Source organism: Kitasatospora sp. NPDC047058 (assembly GCF_040643935.1).
Classification (GTDB): domain Bacteria; phylum Actinomycetota; class Actinomycetes; order Streptomycetales; family Streptomycetaceae; genus Kitasatospora.
Genome location: NZ_JBEYVJ010000168.1, coordinates 1 through 15,757, shown reverse-complemented (window position 1 = coordinate 15,757; position 15,757 = coordinate 1). Strand labels below are relative to the sequence as shown.

Here is a 15,757-nt window from a genome sequence, read left to right as displayed (position 1 = left end):
GAGGACGGCAGCGTGGAGGCCCGCCCGCTGCTACCGCCGGGCGGCGGCCAGGAGGCGAGCACCACGCCCGCGGAGAGCCAGACCGGCGGCACGCCGGCGCCGCCGGGGTTGACCAGCACCAGTCCGAGCGCGCTCGCACCGCCGCCGTGCAGACCGGGCAGGCCGGCCTCCAGCAGCAGCCGCTGCGGGTGCGCGAGCACCTGCAGCGACCAGGGCGCGAGCACCGCCACCGGCAGCGCGAGGATCACCAGGACGCGCAGCCCGAGCAGGCGCAGCGCCTCCCCGCCGGAACCGAACGCCCCGCCGCGGACCACCGCGGCGGCCAGCGCGGCCAGGCAGAGCGGCACGGCCAGTGCCCAGACCAGCGGGACGAAGGCGGTGGCCAGGGTGAGCAGCAGGACGGTCATCCAGACCGGCCGCCAACCGGGCCGGGCGCCCTTGGCGGCGCTCTCGGCGCGGATGCCGAGGCCGGCGCCGATCGCGGCGGCGCGGGCCAGCGGCGGGAGCAGCACGGCCAGCACGGCGGTGCCGATCCGGCCCTGGGCGAGCGCGCCGGTGGCGGCGGGCAGCAGCGCGTAGGTGGCGCTCGCCCAGGCGCGGACCAGCTTGGAGTCGAGCAGCGGCCGGGAGACCAGGTAGGCGCTGACGGCGGAGAGCGGCACGGTGAGGACGACCAGCAGGGTGACCGCGAGGTCGGCGTGGTCGAACAGCAGCCAGGAGAGCACCGACAGCACGCCGAGGTACGGCGGCGAAGCGGTGGTGGAGCCGGTGCCGACGGGGTGCCAGGCGTCCGCGTACATCGACCAGAGGCCGCCGGCGCCGCCGGTGGCGGGCAGCAGGGCGCCGCCGAAGAGGTCCCCGCCGCCGAGCAGGCCGCGGCAGGCGGCCAGCGCGAAGACCAGCAGGGCGGCGAAGAGCACCGGCGCCGGGCGCCGGGCCAGCTTCTTGATCAGCGCGAACTGCTCGACGACCAGGTCCTCGGAGTCCTCGTCGCCCGGGCCGGCCTCGACCGAGCCGTGCCGGCCGCCGGAGTCGTCGGCCCCCCCTATGCCGAGGGAGCTGATCGCGCCCTCGACGGCGAGCCGGGCGGTGGCGCCGGGTGCGGGGAAGAGCGTGCGGTCGTCCAGGGCGTCGGCGGCCCTGGTCCGGGCCCGGCGTTTGCGGGCGAGCAGCAGCCGGGGCAGCCGGACCAGTTCGTGGCCGAGGCCGGCGAGTTCGTCGAAGGCCTGCTTCGGGTCCTTGCCGAGCAGGTTGGTGACGACCCGCAGCAGGGTGCCGAGCACCAGGCGGAGCAGGACGTAGGGGAAGAGCACGCCCTTGGAGTTGGCGAGCAGGGTGTAGACGGCGCCGGCCTTGTCCACCCGGTGCGGGTGGGAGGAGGCGCAGTCGATCGCGCGGCGCTCGCGGCTGGCCGCCTCGGCGTGCCGCAGCACGGCGTCGGGGGCGACCACGACGCGGTGGCCGGCGGCGTTGACCCGCCAGCAGAAGTCGGTGTCGTCGCGCATCAGCGGCAGCGCGCGGTCGAAGCCGCCGAGCTCCTCGAAGACGTCGCGGCGCACCAGCATGCCGGCGGTGGAGACGGCGAGCACCGGGCGGACCTGGTCGTGCTGGCCCTGGTCCTGCTCGCGGCGGTCGAGGCCGGTCCAGCGGCGGCCGGAGCGGGCGATGGTGACGCCGACCTCCAGCAGCTGCCGGCGGTCGTACCAGCTGCGCAGCTTGGGGCCGACGACGGCGGCGCTGGGCGTGGAGTCGGCGACCTGCAGCAGCCGGCGCAGGGCGTCGGTCTGCGGTTCGCAGTCGTCGTGCAGCAGCCAGAGCCACTCGACCGGCTGGGTCTCGCGCGGGCCGCCGCGGCCGAGGTCGTCCTCGTGGCCGAGCGGGTCGCCGAAGTCGTCCCAGCCGCCGGTGACCGGGTCGTACCCGGAGGGGTCGAGCCGGTAGGGGAGGTCCTCCGGGCGCAGCGGCGGGCTGTTGAAGACGGCCTCGCCGACGGCGGTGCCGAAGCCGGCCCGGCGGCTCAGGATGGTCGGGCCGCTCTCGGGCAGCCAGTCGGCCAGGGTGTCGGCGAGCAGCTGCGGCGAGGTGTCGGTGGAGCCGGTGTCGACGGCGAGCACCCGCTGGACCTGGCGGTCCTGGCCGAGCAGGCCGGCCAGGGCCTGCGGCAGCCAGCGGGCGCCGTCGTGCGAGACGATCACGGCGGTGACCAGGTGGCGCGGGTAGGCGGGCGGCCTGGCAGCGGTGAAGCCGCTCTGGTGGCTGTAGACGGTCATCGAGTGCGCGGGCCCCAGTTCTCGGTGGACACAGCCGGTGAACGGCAACCGGATGGCGCACCACACTAACGGCTCCGGGTGACCGCTTCGTCCGCGGTGCCCGTGGAGAGGCTGTGGACGACGGGCGCCCGGTGGGCCCGCCCCGGCACCGGGCTCACGAAAGCGGCACCGGCACCGGGCGGGCGGGCCCGGGGATCGCGCGGGCGGGCCCGGGAACACGAAAGCGCCCCACCACGGCGGTGAGGCGCCCGTACGGCTGTGTGGTTGTCGGCGGGTCAGCAGGGCCAGGGGCCGACCCGTTCAGACCGCGCTCTTCTTGAGCCGCCGGCGCTCACGCTCGGAGAGGCCGCCCCAGATGCCGAAACGCTCGTCGTTGGCGAGGGCGTACTCCAGGCACTCGGAGCGGACCTCACACGCGAGGCAGACCTTCTTGGCCTCGCGGGTGGAGCCGCCCTTCTCCGGGAAGAAGGACTCGGGGTCGGTCTGGGCGCACAGCGCGCGCTCCTGCCAACCGAGTTCCTCTTCGTCCTCCTCGATGCCGTCACCGATCAACAGCTCAAAGAGCTCGCTCATGTGGCGCGCCTCCTCTGCCCCTATTTGGCGTCCCCGTGGTTGCCGTTGCCTCGTGCGGCCGACGACACGAGTGAAATTACAGTTGCGTCACTCTGGCCCAGTCAAGCCGAGCTCTGGTATTGGGGCCGGGATTCACTCCCTGGCACCAAGCTGTTACGAATAGTGTACATATCCGGACACATCGGACTTATCACCCGGACGCCGCCGAACCATCCGCAACCATCCACCGCGTGACACGCAGTCACCATCACAAGCCGGTCATCGGCCTGCCTTCCCGGCGATCTTCTCATCGAAACATAGAGGGTGATTTATCACCCCATCGGGTACTTCATAGCCAACTTGCCCGAATGCCCCAGATCCTCGCTTGACACCGGGCCACCGGGTGCGGTCTCCTTTCCCCTATGTCAGAGTTCACCAGCCCCCGGAGCGGTTCCGCGCTCCGCCGTGCCGTGAACTCCTGTTGTCGCCTCTGTTCCTGCTGTATCTAGGCGCCCGCGTCCCACCGCGCGCCGCCCAGGAAGCACAGAGGCCGCCCGCGATTCCCGCCCCAGGACATCCCGGATCCGGCTGATCCCCGTCGAACCAGCCGTACTCCGAGGACGACCCCGTGCGAATGACCCGCCTCCGCAACCGGAACCGCGACCGCAACAAGACCGCCCGCCGCACCCTCGCGCCGACCACCCCTCCCCCGGCCGCCGCCTCCCCCGTCCGCACCTGGGCCGACGGCCTGAGCGACGTCTCCATCGCCGGCGACCCGCTCGCCTTCCCCCACCTGGCCCGCACCGACCTGCCCGGCCACCCCACCACCGTCGCCGGCTACGCCCGGCTGGTCCGCGAGATCGCCGAGGACCGGACGCGCTGGGAGCCGCTGGTCCGCTACGACGCGCTCACCCGCTGGTACGCCCGGCTGGAGACCGGTCCCGGCTACGAGGTCTGGCTGCTCAGCTGGCTGCCCGGCCAGAGCAGCGGCTTCCACGACCACGGCACCTCCTCCGGCGTGATGACCGTCGTCCGGGGCGAGCTGACCGAGCGCTCCCTCACCCTCGCCGGCGAGAGTGTCCGGACCCTGCGCGCCGGCGGGATGGGGGTCCCCCCGGCCGGAGGCTGGGGGAGGGTGTTCTCCCCCGGGTACCTGCACGAGGTGGTCAACGGCGCGCTGGAACCGGCCGTCTCCATCCACCTCTACACGCCGGGCCTGACCGAGATGAACCAGTACGGCGGCACCGCCGTCCCCGGGCAGCTCCCGCAGGAGCAGGCCGAGGCCCGCTGACGGCGGGCGGTGCGGCACCGGCCGGCGGCCGGTCGACGGTCGGGCTGACGACCCGTCGCGCCGTGGCAGGATGGGCGCATGCGCATCGTGGCACTGGCAGGCGGGATCGGCGGAGCGCGTTTCCTGCGCGGACTCCGGGAGGCCATCGGTCCGGAGGACGAGATCACCGTCATCGGCAACACCGGTGACGACATCCACCTCTACGGCCTGAAGGTCTGCCCCGACCTCGACACCGTCATGTACACCCTCGGCGGCGGCATCCACGAGGAACAGGGCTGGGGCCGCACCGACGAGACCTGGTCGATCAAGGCCGAGATGAAGGAGTACGGCGTCGGGCCCGAGTGGTTCGGCCTCGGCGACCGCGACTTCGCCACCCACCTCGTCCGCAGCCAGATGCTCACCGCCGGGTACACCCTGAGCCAGGTCACCGAGGCGCTCTGCGTGCGCTGGCAGCCGGGCGTGCGGCTGCTGCCGATGAGCGACGACCGGGTCGAGACGCACGTGAAGATCACGGACGAGGCCGGCACCCGGGCCGTCCACTTCCAGGAGTACTGGGTCAGGCTGCACGCCGAGGTCGACGCCGAGGCGGTCATCCCGGTCGGCGCGGACACCGCCAAGCCGGCGCCAGGCGTGCTGGAGGCCATCGCGGCCGCCGACGTGATCCTCTTCCCGCCGTCCAACCCGGTCGTCTCGATCGGCACCATCCTCGCCGTCCCGGGCATCCGGGCCGCGGTCGCCGCGGCCTCCGCACCCGTGATCGGGCTCTCGCCGATCATCGGCGGGGCACCGGTGCGCGGCATGGCCGACAAGGTGCTCGCCGCCGTCGGCGTCGAGGCCACCGCGGAGGCGGTCGCGCTGGACTACGGCAGCAGGGCGGCGCGGCCGGGCAGCACGGGCGGGGCCGGGCGACGGGAGGGCGTCCTCGACGGCTGGCTGGTGGACACCGCGGACGAGGCGGCGGTCGCCGCGGTCGAGGCCGCCGGGATCGCCTGCCGGGCCGTCCCGCTGTTGATGACCGACGTCGCGGCCACCGCCGACATGGCCCGGGCCGCCCTGGCGCTCGCCGAGCAGGTCCGCGCGTGAACCCGGCCGCCCTCCAGGTCATCCCGGTCGGCGGCCTGCCGGAGGTCGACGCCGGCACCGACCTCGGCGCGCTGATCGCCAAGGCCGCCGACTACGAGGACGGCGACATCCTGCTCGTCACCTCGAAGGTCGTCAGCAAGGCCGAGGGCCGGGTGCTGCACGCCACCGACCGCGAGGCCGCGATCGACGCCGAGACCGTCCGGGTGGTCGCACGCCGCGGCCCGGTCCGGATCGTCGAGAACCGCAACGGCTTCGTCATGGCCGCCGCCGGCGTCGACGCCTCCAACACCGCCCCCGGCACCGTGCTGCTGCTGCCCGAGGACCCGGACGCCTCCGCGCGCGCCCTGCGCGCCCGCCTCCAGCAGCTCACCGGGCGCCGGCTCGCCGTCGTCGTCACCGACACCTTCGGCCGGCCCTGGCGCAACGGGCTCACCGACGTCGCCATCGGCGCCGCCGGGCTGCCCGTCCTGGAGGACCACCGGGGCCGCAACGACAGCCACGGCAACGAGCTGGCGCTCACCGTCACCGCCACCGCCGACGAGCTGGCCGCCGCCGCCGACCTGGTCAAGGGCAAGGCCACCGGCACCCCGGTCGCCGTCGTCCGCGGCCTCGGCCACCTGGTCACCGCCGAGGACGGTGACGGCACCCGGCCGCTGGTCCGCCCCGCCACCGACGACATGTTCCGGCTCGGCACCTCCGAGGCCCTGCGCCAGGCCGTCACCCTGCGGCGCACCATCCGCGCCTTCGGCCCCGACCCGGTCGACCCCGGTGCCGTCCGCCGCGCGGTCGCCGCCGCCGTCACCGCCCCTGCCCCGCACCACACCACGCCCTGGCGGTTCGTGCTGCTGGAGTCCCCGGAGGCCCGGACCGGGCTGCTGGACGCCATGCTCGCCGCGTGGCAGCGCGACCTGCGCGAGCTCGACGGCTGGGACGACGCCCGGATCGCCCGCCGCACCACCCGCGGCGACGTCCTGCGGGCCGCGCCGTACCTGGTCGTCCCCTGCCTGGTGACGGACGGCTCGCACGACTACCCCGACGCGCGCCGCGCCACCGCCGAACGCGAGATGTTCACCGTCGCGATGGGCGCCGCCGTGCAGAACCTGCTGGTCGCCCTCACCGGCGAGGGCTACGGCTCCGCCTGGGTCTCCTCCACCATGTTCTGCCGCGACACCGTCCGCGCCGCGCTCGGCCTCCCCGCCCACTGGGACCCGATGGGCGCCGTCGCCGTCGGCCGCCCCGCCGAGCCGCCCCGCGAGCGCCCAGCCCGCAGCGCCGACGCCTTCATCGAGGTGCGCTGAGGCCTGCCCGAGGGCTGGCGGTCACCGGTTCCGGTGGTCGTTGGGGGCCAGGCGGGGGCCGTAGCGGGGGGCGTGGGTGCCGGTGGCCAGCAGGAGCCGGCAGAGGCGGTGGCGGTGGGGGCGGTAGGGCTCCAGCAGGGCGAGCATCTGCGCGTCGTCGCTGCGCGGGCGGCCCGCCAGGGCCCAGCCGACCAGGTTGGGCAGGTGGTAGTCGCCGACCGAGACCGCGTCCGGGTCGCCGTTGCTGCGCTGGAGGGTCTCGGCGGCCGTCCAGATGCCGATGCCCGGGACGACGGTCAGCCGGGCGAAGGCCTCGGCGGGGTCCATCGACGACGCCTCCTCCAGCCGGGGGGCCAGCCGGACGGCGCGCTGGACGGTCGCCGAGCGCTTCGGGTCGACGCCCGCGCGGTGCCACTCCCAGCTGGGGATCAGCGCCCACTCCCGGGCCGACGGCGCCACCCGCATCCCCTCGGCCGGCCCGGGCGCCGGGGTGCCGAAGTCCCGCAGCAGGGTGCGCCAGGCGCGGTAGGCCTCGGCGGTGGTGACCTTCTGCTCCAGGACCGCCGGCACCAGTGACTCCAGGACCAGCCCCGTCCGGGTGAGCCGCACCCCGGCCGCCCGCCGCTGGGCGTCCTGCAGCGGCCCGGGCGGCAGCACCAGGCCCGCCGGGTCGTCCTCCGCGCCGAGCAGGGCCGGCAGCCGGTCCAGCAGCCAGTCCGCACCCGGGCCCCAGGCGCTCGCCTCGACCGCCCCCTCGGCCGGGCGGGCCAGCACCCGCAGCGTGCCGATGCCGGCCGGGGTCCGGGACGCCCGCCAGACCGCACCGTCGCCGGTCGTCCGGTACGCCGGGTCCGCGGGACCGCGCCGCAGAGGGAGCAGCGTGCGGGCCGCGTCCAGCGGGAAGCCCGGCCGCCACCGGCGGACCGTCGCCGGCCCGGTCGCCGCGTCGCCCGTCACCACGTGCATCTCCTCCGCTGTCCGGCTCCACCGCCTTCGCCGACCATGGGGATATGAACGATACGCGGCTGCCGGAGCTGTCCCCCGCGGACGAGAGCGCCGTCCGCGCGCTCTACCACCGGGCACTGGACGGCTGGAACCTCCGGGACGGCGCGGCCTTCGCCGGGCCGTTCGCCGAGGAGGGGGAGGTGATCGGTTTCGACGGCACCCGGTACGCCGGGCGGTCGGTGATCGCCGCCGAGCTGGGGCGGGTCTTCACCGACCACGCGACGCCGGAGTACGTCGCCAGGGTGCGCAGGGTCCGGGCGCTCGGGCCCGGGGTGGTGCAGCTGGACGCCGTCGCGGGGCTGGTTCCGGACGATGCCGAGGACCTCGATCCGGCGCTCAACGCCCTGCAGACGGTGATCGCGGTCAACGCGGGGGCCGGGTGGCGGATCGCGCTGATGCAGAACACCCCGGCCCGCTACGACCTCCGGCCGGACCTCGCCCGGGCGCTCACAGCGGAGCTGCGGGCCTTGATCGGGCGAGGTCCGGGGCCGGTGTAGCGGGGGTCGGGGAGGGCGTCAGCTGCGGCCCTGGAGGTGGGAGGCCCAGGAGCGGATGTCGCCGAGCCGGTCGTAGAGGCCCTCGCCGGGGCACTCCGTCGCGAAGGCGTCCCGGTGCCCAGAGACGGTGGCGAAGGAGACCACCGTGCCCTTCGGGTAGCGGCTCTGCGAGGAGCCGGAGGTCAGGTTGGTGCTGCCGCCCGCGTCCTGGCCGGTGAGGCCGAGCTTCCAGGCGGCGATCTTGCTGACGCCGTCGACCAGGGACTGCTCGGGGCCGTCCGAGGTGAAGGTGCCGAGCGCGGCGACGCCCGTGCTGTCGGTGTTGAAGCCGAGGGTGTGCGCGCCGAACACGGGCTGGTCGACCCCGCCGGCCCGGCCCTCGTAGATGGTGCCGCAGCGGTCGACCAGGAAGTTGTAGCCGATGTCCCGCCAGCCGTTGCTCTGGACGTGGTACTGGTAGATCGCCCGGATCATCTGCGGCGCGTCGCTGCACGCGTAGTCCGTGGCGGTGGCGGTGTGGTGGACGAAGACCGCGCGGACCGGCCCGGTGTAGACGAAGCCCGGGTCGCGCAGCGACTCGTCGGCGCCCCAGCCGGCCCGGGTGACGATGCCCGGCCGCGGTGCCTCGTGGTCGGCCCTCCGGGCGGGTGACGACTCGGCCGGAAGGGTGCGCGGGACGGTGGACGCGGCGGCGGCGCCGCGCCCGGGGTCGACCAGCTCGGCCCGCAGCCCGGCGGGCACTCCGCGCGGACCGGGGGTGACCTCGATGGCCACGCCGTCGCTGGGGCCGGTCCAGAGCGGCGTCGAGGCGCCCCGCGCACCGGCCCGGCCGTCCCGCTCGTCGGGCGCGTCCTCGCCGTCGATGTCGAGGTGGTACCAGTCGCTCCAGGCGCCGGTGGCGATGCTGCGGGTCCGGACCCGGACCGAGCCGCCCTCCAGCGAGCCGCGGGGGTCGTCCCAGCTGACCCCGACGAGCGAGAAGGGCTTGGTGCTGCGCTTGGAGGATCCGTGCTCGCTGTGGGCGAGCGGGAGGGTCGTCACCGATCCGCCACCGGCGGAGGTCTGCCGGGTCGGTGCCGGGTCGGCCGCGGCGCCGACGGCCAGGGGCTGGAGGAACAGGGCGGCGGCGCAGCCAGCGGCGGCACCGGCGAGAAGTGAGATACGCATAAAAGGGATATTGACGACAAACCGCTTCTGACGCCACGCCAGTTCACCCCCGCTCGGGCACCCCTCCCGGTCGCCCGGCCGAAGGCCGTAGGCTGGGGCGCACCATGACTGCGCCTTTCGCTGCCGATGCCCGCACCCCCGTCGAGCTGCTGCACGCATACCTGCGAGGTGGCACTCCCTCAGTCGACCCCGCGGCCCCACTGGTCACGTTCTACGACGACGCCACCGGCGAACGGGTGGAGCTCTCCGCCCGGACCTTCGACAACTGGGTGGCCAAGACCGCCAACCTCCTCCAGGACGAGCTGAACGCCGGACCGGGCGACCGCGCCGCGCTGCTGCTGCCGGCCCACTGGCAGAGCGCCGTCTGGCTGCTGGCCTGCTGGTCCGTCGGCGTGACGGCGGTGCCCGGCGGCGCGCCCGGCGAGGCCGACCTGGTGGTCAGCGGCCCGGACGGCCTGGAGTCCGCCCAGGCGTGCGGGGGCGAGCGGGTGGCCCTCGCGCTGCGCCCGCTGGGCGGCCGCTTCCCGCAGCGCCCGGACGGGTTCCTGGACTACGCCGCCGAGGTGCCCGGCCAGGGCGACCGGTTCGCGCCGTACTCCCCGGTCACGCCGGACGCGCCCGCGCTGGAGACCGAGGTGGACGGCCTGCCGCTGAAGCTGACCGGCGAACAGACCGTGCAGCTGGCCCGGGAGGGCGCGGCGCGGCTGGGCGTCACGGCCGGCGACCGGGTGCTCTCCACCCTTTCGTACGACGACTGGACGGGTCTGGAGGCCGGCCTGCTGGCCCCGCTCGCGGCCGGTGCCTCGGTGGTGCTCTGCCGCAACTCCGAGAGCCTGAGCGCCGAGCAGTGGGAGAAGCGGACCGAATCCGAACGGGTGACACTCCGCCTCGGGTAACCGCCCGCTCCGGCCCGGCGGGTAGGGATCCCTGCCATGGCCGAGGACGACACCGAGCACCCCCCGACCGCCCCTCCTCCTCCCGGGGACGCCCCCGCGGACCCGGACTCCCCGACCGCACCCCGACGGCGGCGCCGGCGGTGGCTGATGATCACCGCCGGCGTGCTCGCCTTCCTGCTGGTCGCGTGCGGCACGCTGCTCTGGATCGCGTACCGCAAGCTCGACGGGAACATCCAGACCGACTCCGCCACCGACCGGTTGCTGGCCCGGCTGGAGGCCGAACGGCCCAGCCGCACCTCCGGGGCCAAGGGCGCCCAGAACATCCTGCTGATCGGCAGCGACGACCGGACCGGCACCAACGCCTCGTACGGCGCGGTGGGCGGGCAGCGCTCGGACACCACGATCCTGCTGCACCTGGCGGCCGACCACCGGCACGCGACCGCCGTCTCCATCCCCCGCGACGTCATGGTCACCGTGCCGTCCTGTGAGAAGGCGGACGGCACCCGGACCAAGCCCGCGCTAATGCAGTTCAACTCGGCGTTCGAGACCGGCGGCCCGGCCTGTTCGATCCGGGCCGTCGAGCAGCTGAGCGGCATCCGGATCGACCACTACGTGATCCTCGACTTCACCGGGTTCAAGGCGATGGTGGACGCCGTCGACGGGGTCGAGGTCTGCGTGCCGAAGGCGATCCACGACAAGGACGCCAAGCTGGACCTCCCGGCCGGGCGGCAGACCCTGCACGGCGAGCAGGCGCTCGGCTACGTCCGGGCCCGGGAGACCCTCGGGGACGGCAGCGACACCCAGCGGATGGGCCGTCAGCAGCAGTTCCTCGCCGCACTGCTCCGCAAGGTGGAGTCGCAGGGCGTGCTGCTGAACCCGGCGAAGCTCTGGCCGGTGCTGGACGCGGCGACCTCCTCGGTCAAGGCCGACGGCGGGCTCTCCTCGCTGGGCGCGCTGTACGACCTGACCCAGGACCTGCGCGGCATCCCGTCCGCGGACATGGTGTTCCTGACCGCGCCGCGCCGCCCGTACCGCTACGACTCGGACCGGGACGAGTTCGTGCAGCCGCAGACCACCGAGCTGTTCACGGCCCTGCGCGAGGACCGGCTGATCGCCGTCCGCCCGCCGGCCGCGACCCCGGGCGCGACGGCGGGCGCGACGACCTCCGCCACCCCGGGCCGAACGGCGGGTCCGACGGCGGGTCCGCCGGAGGCCGCGACGGCCTCCCCGGCGGTGTCCGCCGCGGTGTCCGCGACGACGTTCGCGAGCACCGCCTCCGGACCGTCGACGGGGGCCGGACCGGGCCGCACCGCCGGGGCGTCCCCCTCCCCGACCGCACCGCCCTCCTTCGAGGGACGCACGGCCGATGTGGACGCCTGCACGGTCCATTGACCGCAGGTCAGGACCACCCCTTCGTGGGCGGATCATGATCTCCGCAGGCATTCCCGGGTAATTCCCAGGGCCCTCGAATACCCGGTGAATTGCCGTTTCCGGACATGGCGGAGATCACATCAGGAACAATTCCCCCACCCGGCTCGTCTAGTGTGTCCGGGTCGGTGCGCGGCTTGCGCCCGGCCCGTGGACCGGTCGGAGGGAGGGAACCCCCGTGCAGCAGGACAGGCAGGAGGCGTCCCCCGCCGACCAGGTGGACCCCTTCGGCGCGAGGGTCTCCCCGCCCGACGGCTGGGGGGACGCGTTCGATCCGGAGCCCGGGCACCACCGGCCCGACCCCGCCTCGGGCATCCCGGCGCAACGCCGCCGGACCGCGGCTCCCGGGCCCGCCGACGGGGCCGCCCCCGCACCGGAGGCCGCCCCCGGGTCCGGCCGCCCGGGCGGCCGGGCCGCTCACCGCCGGGCCGCCGCCAAGCGCAACCGCCGGCGGCGGGTGCTGAAGTGGACGGCCGGGGCCGGCGCGCTGGTCCTGATGGCCGGCTGCGGCGGCGCGTACTACGCGTACCAGCACTTCAACAGCAACATCACCGCCGTCAAGGTGCAGCTGGGCAGCGAGGCCGAGCGGCCGAAGCCGGCCGGGGACGCGCTGAACATCCTGGTGATCGGCACCGACAGCCGGGAGGGCCTGGGCCGCCAGTACGGCGACGAGGGCAGCACCGGACACGCCGACACCACCCTGCTCTTCCACGTCGCCAAGGACCGCAGCAACGCGACCGTGGTCAGCATCCCGCGCGACCTGATGGTGCCGATCCCGGACTGCGAGACCACGGCCGGGAAGAAGATCCCCGGCTCGGCGCGGGCGATGTTCAACGAGAGCCTCGGGCAGGAGGGCCGCGATCCGGGCTGCACCTGGAAGACCGTCGAGAAGATGACGGGCATCCGGGTCGACCACTTCGTGATGGTCAACTTCGAGGCCGTGAAGACGCTCTCCGCCGCCGTCGGCGGGGTCGAGGTGTGCGCGGCCAAGGACATCAACGACCCGGACTCGCACCTGAAGATGACCAAGGGACGGCACGTGGTGCAGGGCGACGAGGCGCTGGCCTTCGTCCGCACCCGGCACGCCGTCGGCCTGGGCGGCGACCTCACCCGGATCCCGCTGCAGCAGCAGTTCATCAGCTCGATGATCCGCTCGATCAAGAGCAGTGACACCCTGACCAACCCGGCCAAGCTGTGGAAGCTCGCCGACGCCGCCACCAAGGCGCTCACGGTGGACGACGGGATCGGCAGCGTCGACAAGCTGAAGGACCTGGCGCTGGACGTCAGCAAGGTCGACACCAGGAACATCACCTTCACCACCGCGCCGGTGCTGGACGACCCGAAGGACGAGAACCGGCTGGTGCTCAAGCAGCCGGAAGCCGGGCAGGTCTTCTCGCTGGTCGCCAACGACCGCTCGCTGACCGAGACCGCCGCCCCGGCCGCGCCCGCCGCGCCCGGATCGCCCGCGGCCTCCGCCCCGGCGGCCACCACGCCCCCGCCGGCCGCCCCCGCGGTGGACGCCAAGGACGTCCGGGTGACGGTGCGCAACGGCAGCGGGACGCCCGGGCAGGCGCAGCAGGCCGTCGACAAGCTCCAGGCGAAGGGCTTCGCCAGGGCCGCGACCGCGCCCAACGCGCCCGCCACGCCGACCACTTCGGTCTCCTACCCGGCCGGGAAGGCCGCCGAGGCGGCCGCGCTGGCCGCCGCCCTCGGCCTGCCGGCCGACGCGGCCAAGGAGGACCCGAAGGCGGGCGCCAGGGACGGGCTGGTCCTGGTGCTCGGCAAGGACGTCCTGGCGGCGCCGGCCACCCCGGCCGCCGCGCCGACCGAGGCGCCCAAGGACCTCCAGCGCGTCCAGGCGGACGACACCGACGTCTGCGCGAAGTAGCCGTGGCCGGTGGTGCCGGCGACGGCGACGGACCCGCCCTCGACCCTCCCCGTGGCGGGGGCGGTCGAGGGCGGGTCCGCAGTATCGGATGCAGTGGGGCGGCGGCCCCGGCGGCTCAGTGGACCTCGGACACCACGTTGGCCGGGGAGGGCGCGCGGCTGGCGATCACCCGGCGGGCCAGCGAGCGTGGCGAGGTGAGGAAGCCGAAGCCCCAGCTGAGGTGCATGGTCGCGAAGGCCACCGGCAGCAGCGCCTTGGCCTTCGCCGAAAGACCGCGTCCCTCGACCACCGCACCGCCGGTGATGCCCAGCAGGTAGGCGCCGGGCGCGGCGAGGAAGACCGGGTGGACGGCGGCGCCGAGCACCAGGCCGAGCGTGACGCCGAGGAAGGCGGCCGGCGGGGCGAGGTAGCGGAGGTTGACCGAGCCCTTGTGGTACCGGGTGACCACCCGGCGCCAACGGCCGTAGTCCTTGTACTGCTTGGCGAGCGCCCGCACGTTGGGCCGCGGCCGGTAGGTGACCCGCAGCTGCGGGGTGAACCAGACCAGCCCGCCGTCCTGGCGGATGCGGTAGTTGAGCTCCCAGTCCTGGGCGCGGATGAACTCCTCGTTGTAGCCGCCGAGCTTCTCCAGCACCTCGCGCCGGAACACCCCGAGGTAGACGGTGTCCGCCGGGCCGGCCAGGCCGCCGGTGTGGAAGGCGGCGTTGCCGACGCCGATCTTGGAGGTCATCGCGGCGGCGACCGCGTTCTCCCACTCGGTCTCGCCCTCGGCGTGCATGATGCCGCCGACGTTGGCGGCCTCCATCTCGCCGAGCAGCCGGACCGCGGTGGTGATGTAGCCGGGGGTCAGCAGGCCGTGCCCGTCGACCCGGACCACTATCGGGTGGCTGGAGCCGCGGATCGCGGCGTTCAGTCCGGCCGGGGTGCGACCGGTGGGGTTCTCCACGGTCCGGACCCGCGGGTCCTCGGCGGTCAGTTCGGCGGCGATCTGCGCGGTCCGGTCGGAGGACGGACCGAGGGCGATCACCACCTCCATCGGCCCGGCGTAGTCCTGTTCCAGGATGTGCCGGACGGCCGTGCGCAGGTGTCGTTCCTCGTTGAGCACCGGCATGATCACGGAGACCGCCGGCAGCTCCTCAGCAGCCTTGGTGTTCATCGGGGCCAACCGTACCGGTGCGGGCGGGTCTCCGTCTTGTCCCGGTCTGGGCAGCTCCGCGGAGCCTGCACCGGAGGAACGTTTCGCCGGTCGCGCCCACCGTACTCCCCACCCCCGGCGTGCCCTCACCCGGCCCGGTCCGGGGCGCCCCTACCATCCGAGAGATGCCCGTCTCCCCCCTCCCCTCCCGGCCCGGACGGCGCCGGGTGTGGCCGCGCCGGCTCGCCGCCGGCCTCGCCCTCGGCGTCCTCGTCACCTCCGGCGGCGGCTGGGCGGTCCTGCACGGCCTCGGCTCGATCGACCGGGTGGACGCCTTCAGCGGCGACCAGGCCCGGCCCGCCGATGACGGCGCCACCACCTTCCTGGTGGTCGGCACCGACGACCGGGACGGCATTCCGGAGCGGACGCTCAAGGACGTGCTGCACGCCGGGGGCGAGTCCTGCCACTGCACCGACACCATGATGATCGTCCGGCTCGCCGGGAACGGCGCCCGGGCCGGCGTGGTCAGCATCCCCCGCGACTCGTACGTGGACATCCCCGCCCACCGGGACCCGGCCACCCGCAAGGACGTCCCGGCCGCCAAGGGCAAGATCAACGCCGCGTACGGGATGGGCGGGCCGCAGCTCACCGTCGCCACCGTGGAGCAGAACACCGGGCTGCGGATCGACCACTACGTCCAGCTGGACTTCGCCGGGTTCGTCTCCGCCGTGGACGCCGTCGGCGGGGTGCGGGTGTGCACCGCCAAGCCGCTCAAAGACGAGTACTCCGGGCTCGACCTGCCGGCCGGCACCAGCACCCTGGACGGTGCCGGGGCGCTCAAGTACGTCCGCGCCCGGCACGTCGACGGCAGCTCCGACCTGGGCCGGATGCACCGGCAACAGAAGTTCGCCGCCCAGCTGCTGCACCAGGTGACCAGCAGCGGCACCCTGCTGAACCCGGTGCGGCTGGCCCGGGTGACGGACAGCCTGCTCGGCTCGGTCAAGACCGACAAGGACCTCACCGCCGACGAGCTGATCACCCTGGCGACCCGGATGAAGGAACTGTCGGAGGGCCGGGCGGACTTCGCCACCGTGCCGCTGGCGCAGCTGGACCACCCGGTGAGCGGGTGGGGCTCGACGGTGGTCTGGGACCAGGCCGGGGCGCGGGCGACGGATCAGTCCGGGTAATCGAACGACCACGTTGCGCACATGGCCGCTCGGGCCGGTTTCTGTTCACCTTCGACATCT

The 15,757-nt window shown here is 74.4% G+C and carries 13 protein-coding genes; 8 read left to right on the top strand and 5 right to left on the bottom strand.

Annotated elements, in window-relative coordinates:
* Together ABZ885_RS23470 and ABZ885_RS23465 are read right to left on the bottom strand one after the other, a co-directional pair.
* Positions 1–2,270: glycosyltransferase family 2 protein (locus tag ABZ885_RS23470; RefSeq protein ID WP_360191894.1), on the bottom strand; the 2,270-nt coding region annotated here is incomplete at its 3' end.
* Between the two features lie 300 nt (positions 2,271–2,570).
* Positions 2,571–2,843, bottom strand: a complete 273-nt coding sequence (locus ABZ885_RS23465; RefSeq protein ID WP_238862849.1) for a WhiB family transcriptional regulator — start codon at positions 2,841–2,843, stop codon at positions 2,571–2,573.
* A 607-nt stretch (positions 2,844–3,450) separates the two neighbouring features.
* Here ABZ885_RS23465 and ABZ885_RS23460 point away from each other — a divergent pair.
* The 3 genes from ABZ885_RS23460 to ABZ885_RS23450 all read left to right on the top strand — a co-directional run bounded on the left by ABZ885_RS23460 (position 3,451) and on the right by ABZ885_RS23450 (position 6,494).
* Complete coding sequence (locus ABZ885_RS23460) at positions 3,451–4,113, top strand: cysteine dioxygenase family protein (RefSeq protein ID WP_360191891.1); 663 nt, start codon at positions 3,451–3,453, stop codon at positions 4,111–4,113.
* A 78-nt stretch (positions 4,114–4,191) separates the two neighbouring features.
* Entirely contained in the window at positions 4,192–5,196 is a 1,005-nt protein-coding gene (gene cofD / locus ABZ885_RS23455; protein WP_360191888.1) for a 2-phospho-L-lactate transferase, read from the top strand.
* Positions 5,193–6,494, top strand: coding sequence for a coenzyme F420-0:L-glutamate ligase (locus tag ABZ885_RS23450; protein ID WP_360191885.1), 1,302 nt, complete (start codon positions 5,193–5,195; stop codon positions 6,492–6,494). The genes cofD and ABZ885_RS23450 overlap by 4 nt, the downstream gene beginning before the upstream one ends.
* A gap of 21 nt (positions 6,495–6,515) precedes the next feature.
* On the opposite strand, the gene ABZ885_RS23445 is transcribed toward ABZ885_RS23450, so the two are convergent.
* Positions 6,516–7,460 (bottom strand): DNA-3-methyladenine glycosylase 2 family protein, encoded by a 945-nt coding sequence (locus tag ABZ885_RS23445; RefSeq protein ID WP_360191882.1) that lies wholly within the window; start codon positions 7,458–7,460, stop codon positions 6,516–6,518.
* 44 nt (positions 7,461–7,504) lie between these two features.
* Between ABZ885_RS23445 and ABZ885_RS23440 the strand changes: the two genes are divergently transcribed.
* A complete protein-coding gene (locus tag ABZ885_RS23440; protein WP_360191879.1) occupies positions 7,505–7,996 on the top strand; it encodes an SgcJ/EcaC family oxidoreductase in 492 nt (163 codons plus the stop codon).
* Between the two features lie 18 nt (positions 7,997–8,014).
* Here the strand turns inward: ABZ885_RS23440 and ABZ885_RS23435 are convergent, their stop codons facing one another.
* On the bottom strand, positions 8,015–9,163 hold the full coding sequence (locus ABZ885_RS23435) for an N-acetylmuramoyl-L-alanine amidase (RefSeq protein WP_360191876.1): 1,149 nt from the start codon (positions 9,161–9,163) through the stop codon (positions 8,015–8,017).
* A 104-nt stretch (positions 9,164–9,267) separates the two neighbouring features.
* Here ABZ885_RS23435 and ABZ885_RS23430 point away from each other — a divergent pair, with 104 nt between their 5' ends.
* The 3 genes from ABZ885_RS23430 to ABZ885_RS23420 all read left to right on the top strand — a co-directional run bounded on the left by ABZ885_RS23430 (position 9,268) and on the right by ABZ885_RS23420 (position 13,375).
* Positions 9,268–10,059, top strand: a complete 792-nt coding sequence (locus tag ABZ885_RS23430) for a TIGR03089 family protein (protein ID WP_360191873.1) — start codon at positions 9,268–9,270, stop codon at positions 10,057–10,059.
* Between the two features lie 36 nt (positions 10,060–10,095).
* Positions 10,096–11,451, top strand: a complete 1,356-nt coding sequence (locus ABZ885_RS23425) for an LCP family protein (RefSeq protein WP_360191870.1) — start codon at positions 10,096–10,098, stop codon at positions 11,449–11,451.
* 214 nt (positions 11,452–11,665) lie between these two features.
* Positions 11,666–13,375 carry an LCP family protein gene (locus tag ABZ885_RS23420; RefSeq protein WP_360191867.1) on the top strand — a complete coding sequence of 570 codons (1,710 nt, stop codon included), beginning with the start codon at positions 11,666–11,668 and terminating at the stop codon, positions 13,373–13,375.
* Between the two features lie 115 nt (positions 13,376–13,490).
* On the opposite strand, the gene ABZ885_RS23415 is transcribed toward ABZ885_RS23420, so the two are convergent.
* The gene (locus ABZ885_RS23415) at positions 13,491–14,531 is read right to left on the bottom strand and encodes a glycosyltransferase family 2 protein (protein WP_360191864.1); all 1,041 of its coding nucleotides are present in this window, start codon (positions 14,529–14,531) and stop codon (positions 13,491–13,493) included.
* Positions 14,532–14,695: 164 nt separating this feature from the next.
* Between ABZ885_RS23415 and ABZ885_RS23410 the strand changes: the two genes are divergently transcribed.
* Positions 14,696–15,697, top strand: coding sequence for an LCP family protein (locus tag ABZ885_RS23410; RefSeq protein WP_360191861.1), 1,002 nt, complete (start codon positions 14,696–14,698; stop codon positions 15,695–15,697).
* Positions 15,698–15,757: the final 60 nt, after the last annotated feature.

What these genes read in the sequence shown, in the direction of transcription:
- ABZ885_RS23430 (WP_360191873.1), top strand. Translation starts at nt 9,268, where the DNA reads ATGACTGCGCCTTTCGCTGCCGATGCCCGCACCCCCGTCGAGCTGCTG.
- ABZ885_RS23445 (WP_360191882.1), bottom strand. Translation starts at nt 7,460, where the DNA reads ATGCACGTGGTGACGGGCGACGCGGCGACCGGGCCGGCGACGGTCCGC.
- ABZ885_RS23415 (WP_360191864.1), bottom strand. Translation starts at nt 14,531, where the DNA reads ATGAACACCAAGGCTGCTGAGGAGCTGCCGGCGGTCTCCGTGATCATG.
- ABZ885_RS23465 (WP_238862849.1), bottom strand. Translation starts at nt 2,843, where the DNA reads ATGAGCGAGCTCTTTGAGCTGTTGATCGGTGACGGCATCGAGGAGGAC.
- ABZ885_RS23440 (WP_360191879.1), top strand. Translation starts at nt 7,505, where the DNA reads ATGAACGATACGCGGCTGCCGGAGCTGTCCCCCGCGGACGAGAGCGCC.
- ABZ885_RS23435 (WP_360191876.1), bottom strand. Translation starts at nt 9,163, where the DNA reads ATGCGTATCTCACTTCTCGCCGGTGCCGCCGCTGGCTGCGCCGCCGCC.
- ABZ885_RS23410 (WP_360191861.1), top strand. Translation starts at nt 14,696, where the DNA reads ATGCCCGTCTCCCCCCTCCCCTCCCGGCCCGGACGGCGCCGGGTGTGG.
- cofD (WP_360191888.1), top strand. Translation starts at nt 4,192, where the DNA reads ATGCGCATCGTGGCACTGGCAGGCGGGATCGGCGGAGCGCGTTTCCTG.
- ABZ885_RS23425 (WP_360191870.1), top strand. Translation starts at nt 10,096, where the DNA reads ATGGCCGAGGACGACACCGAGCACCCCCCGACCGCCCCTCCTCCTCCC.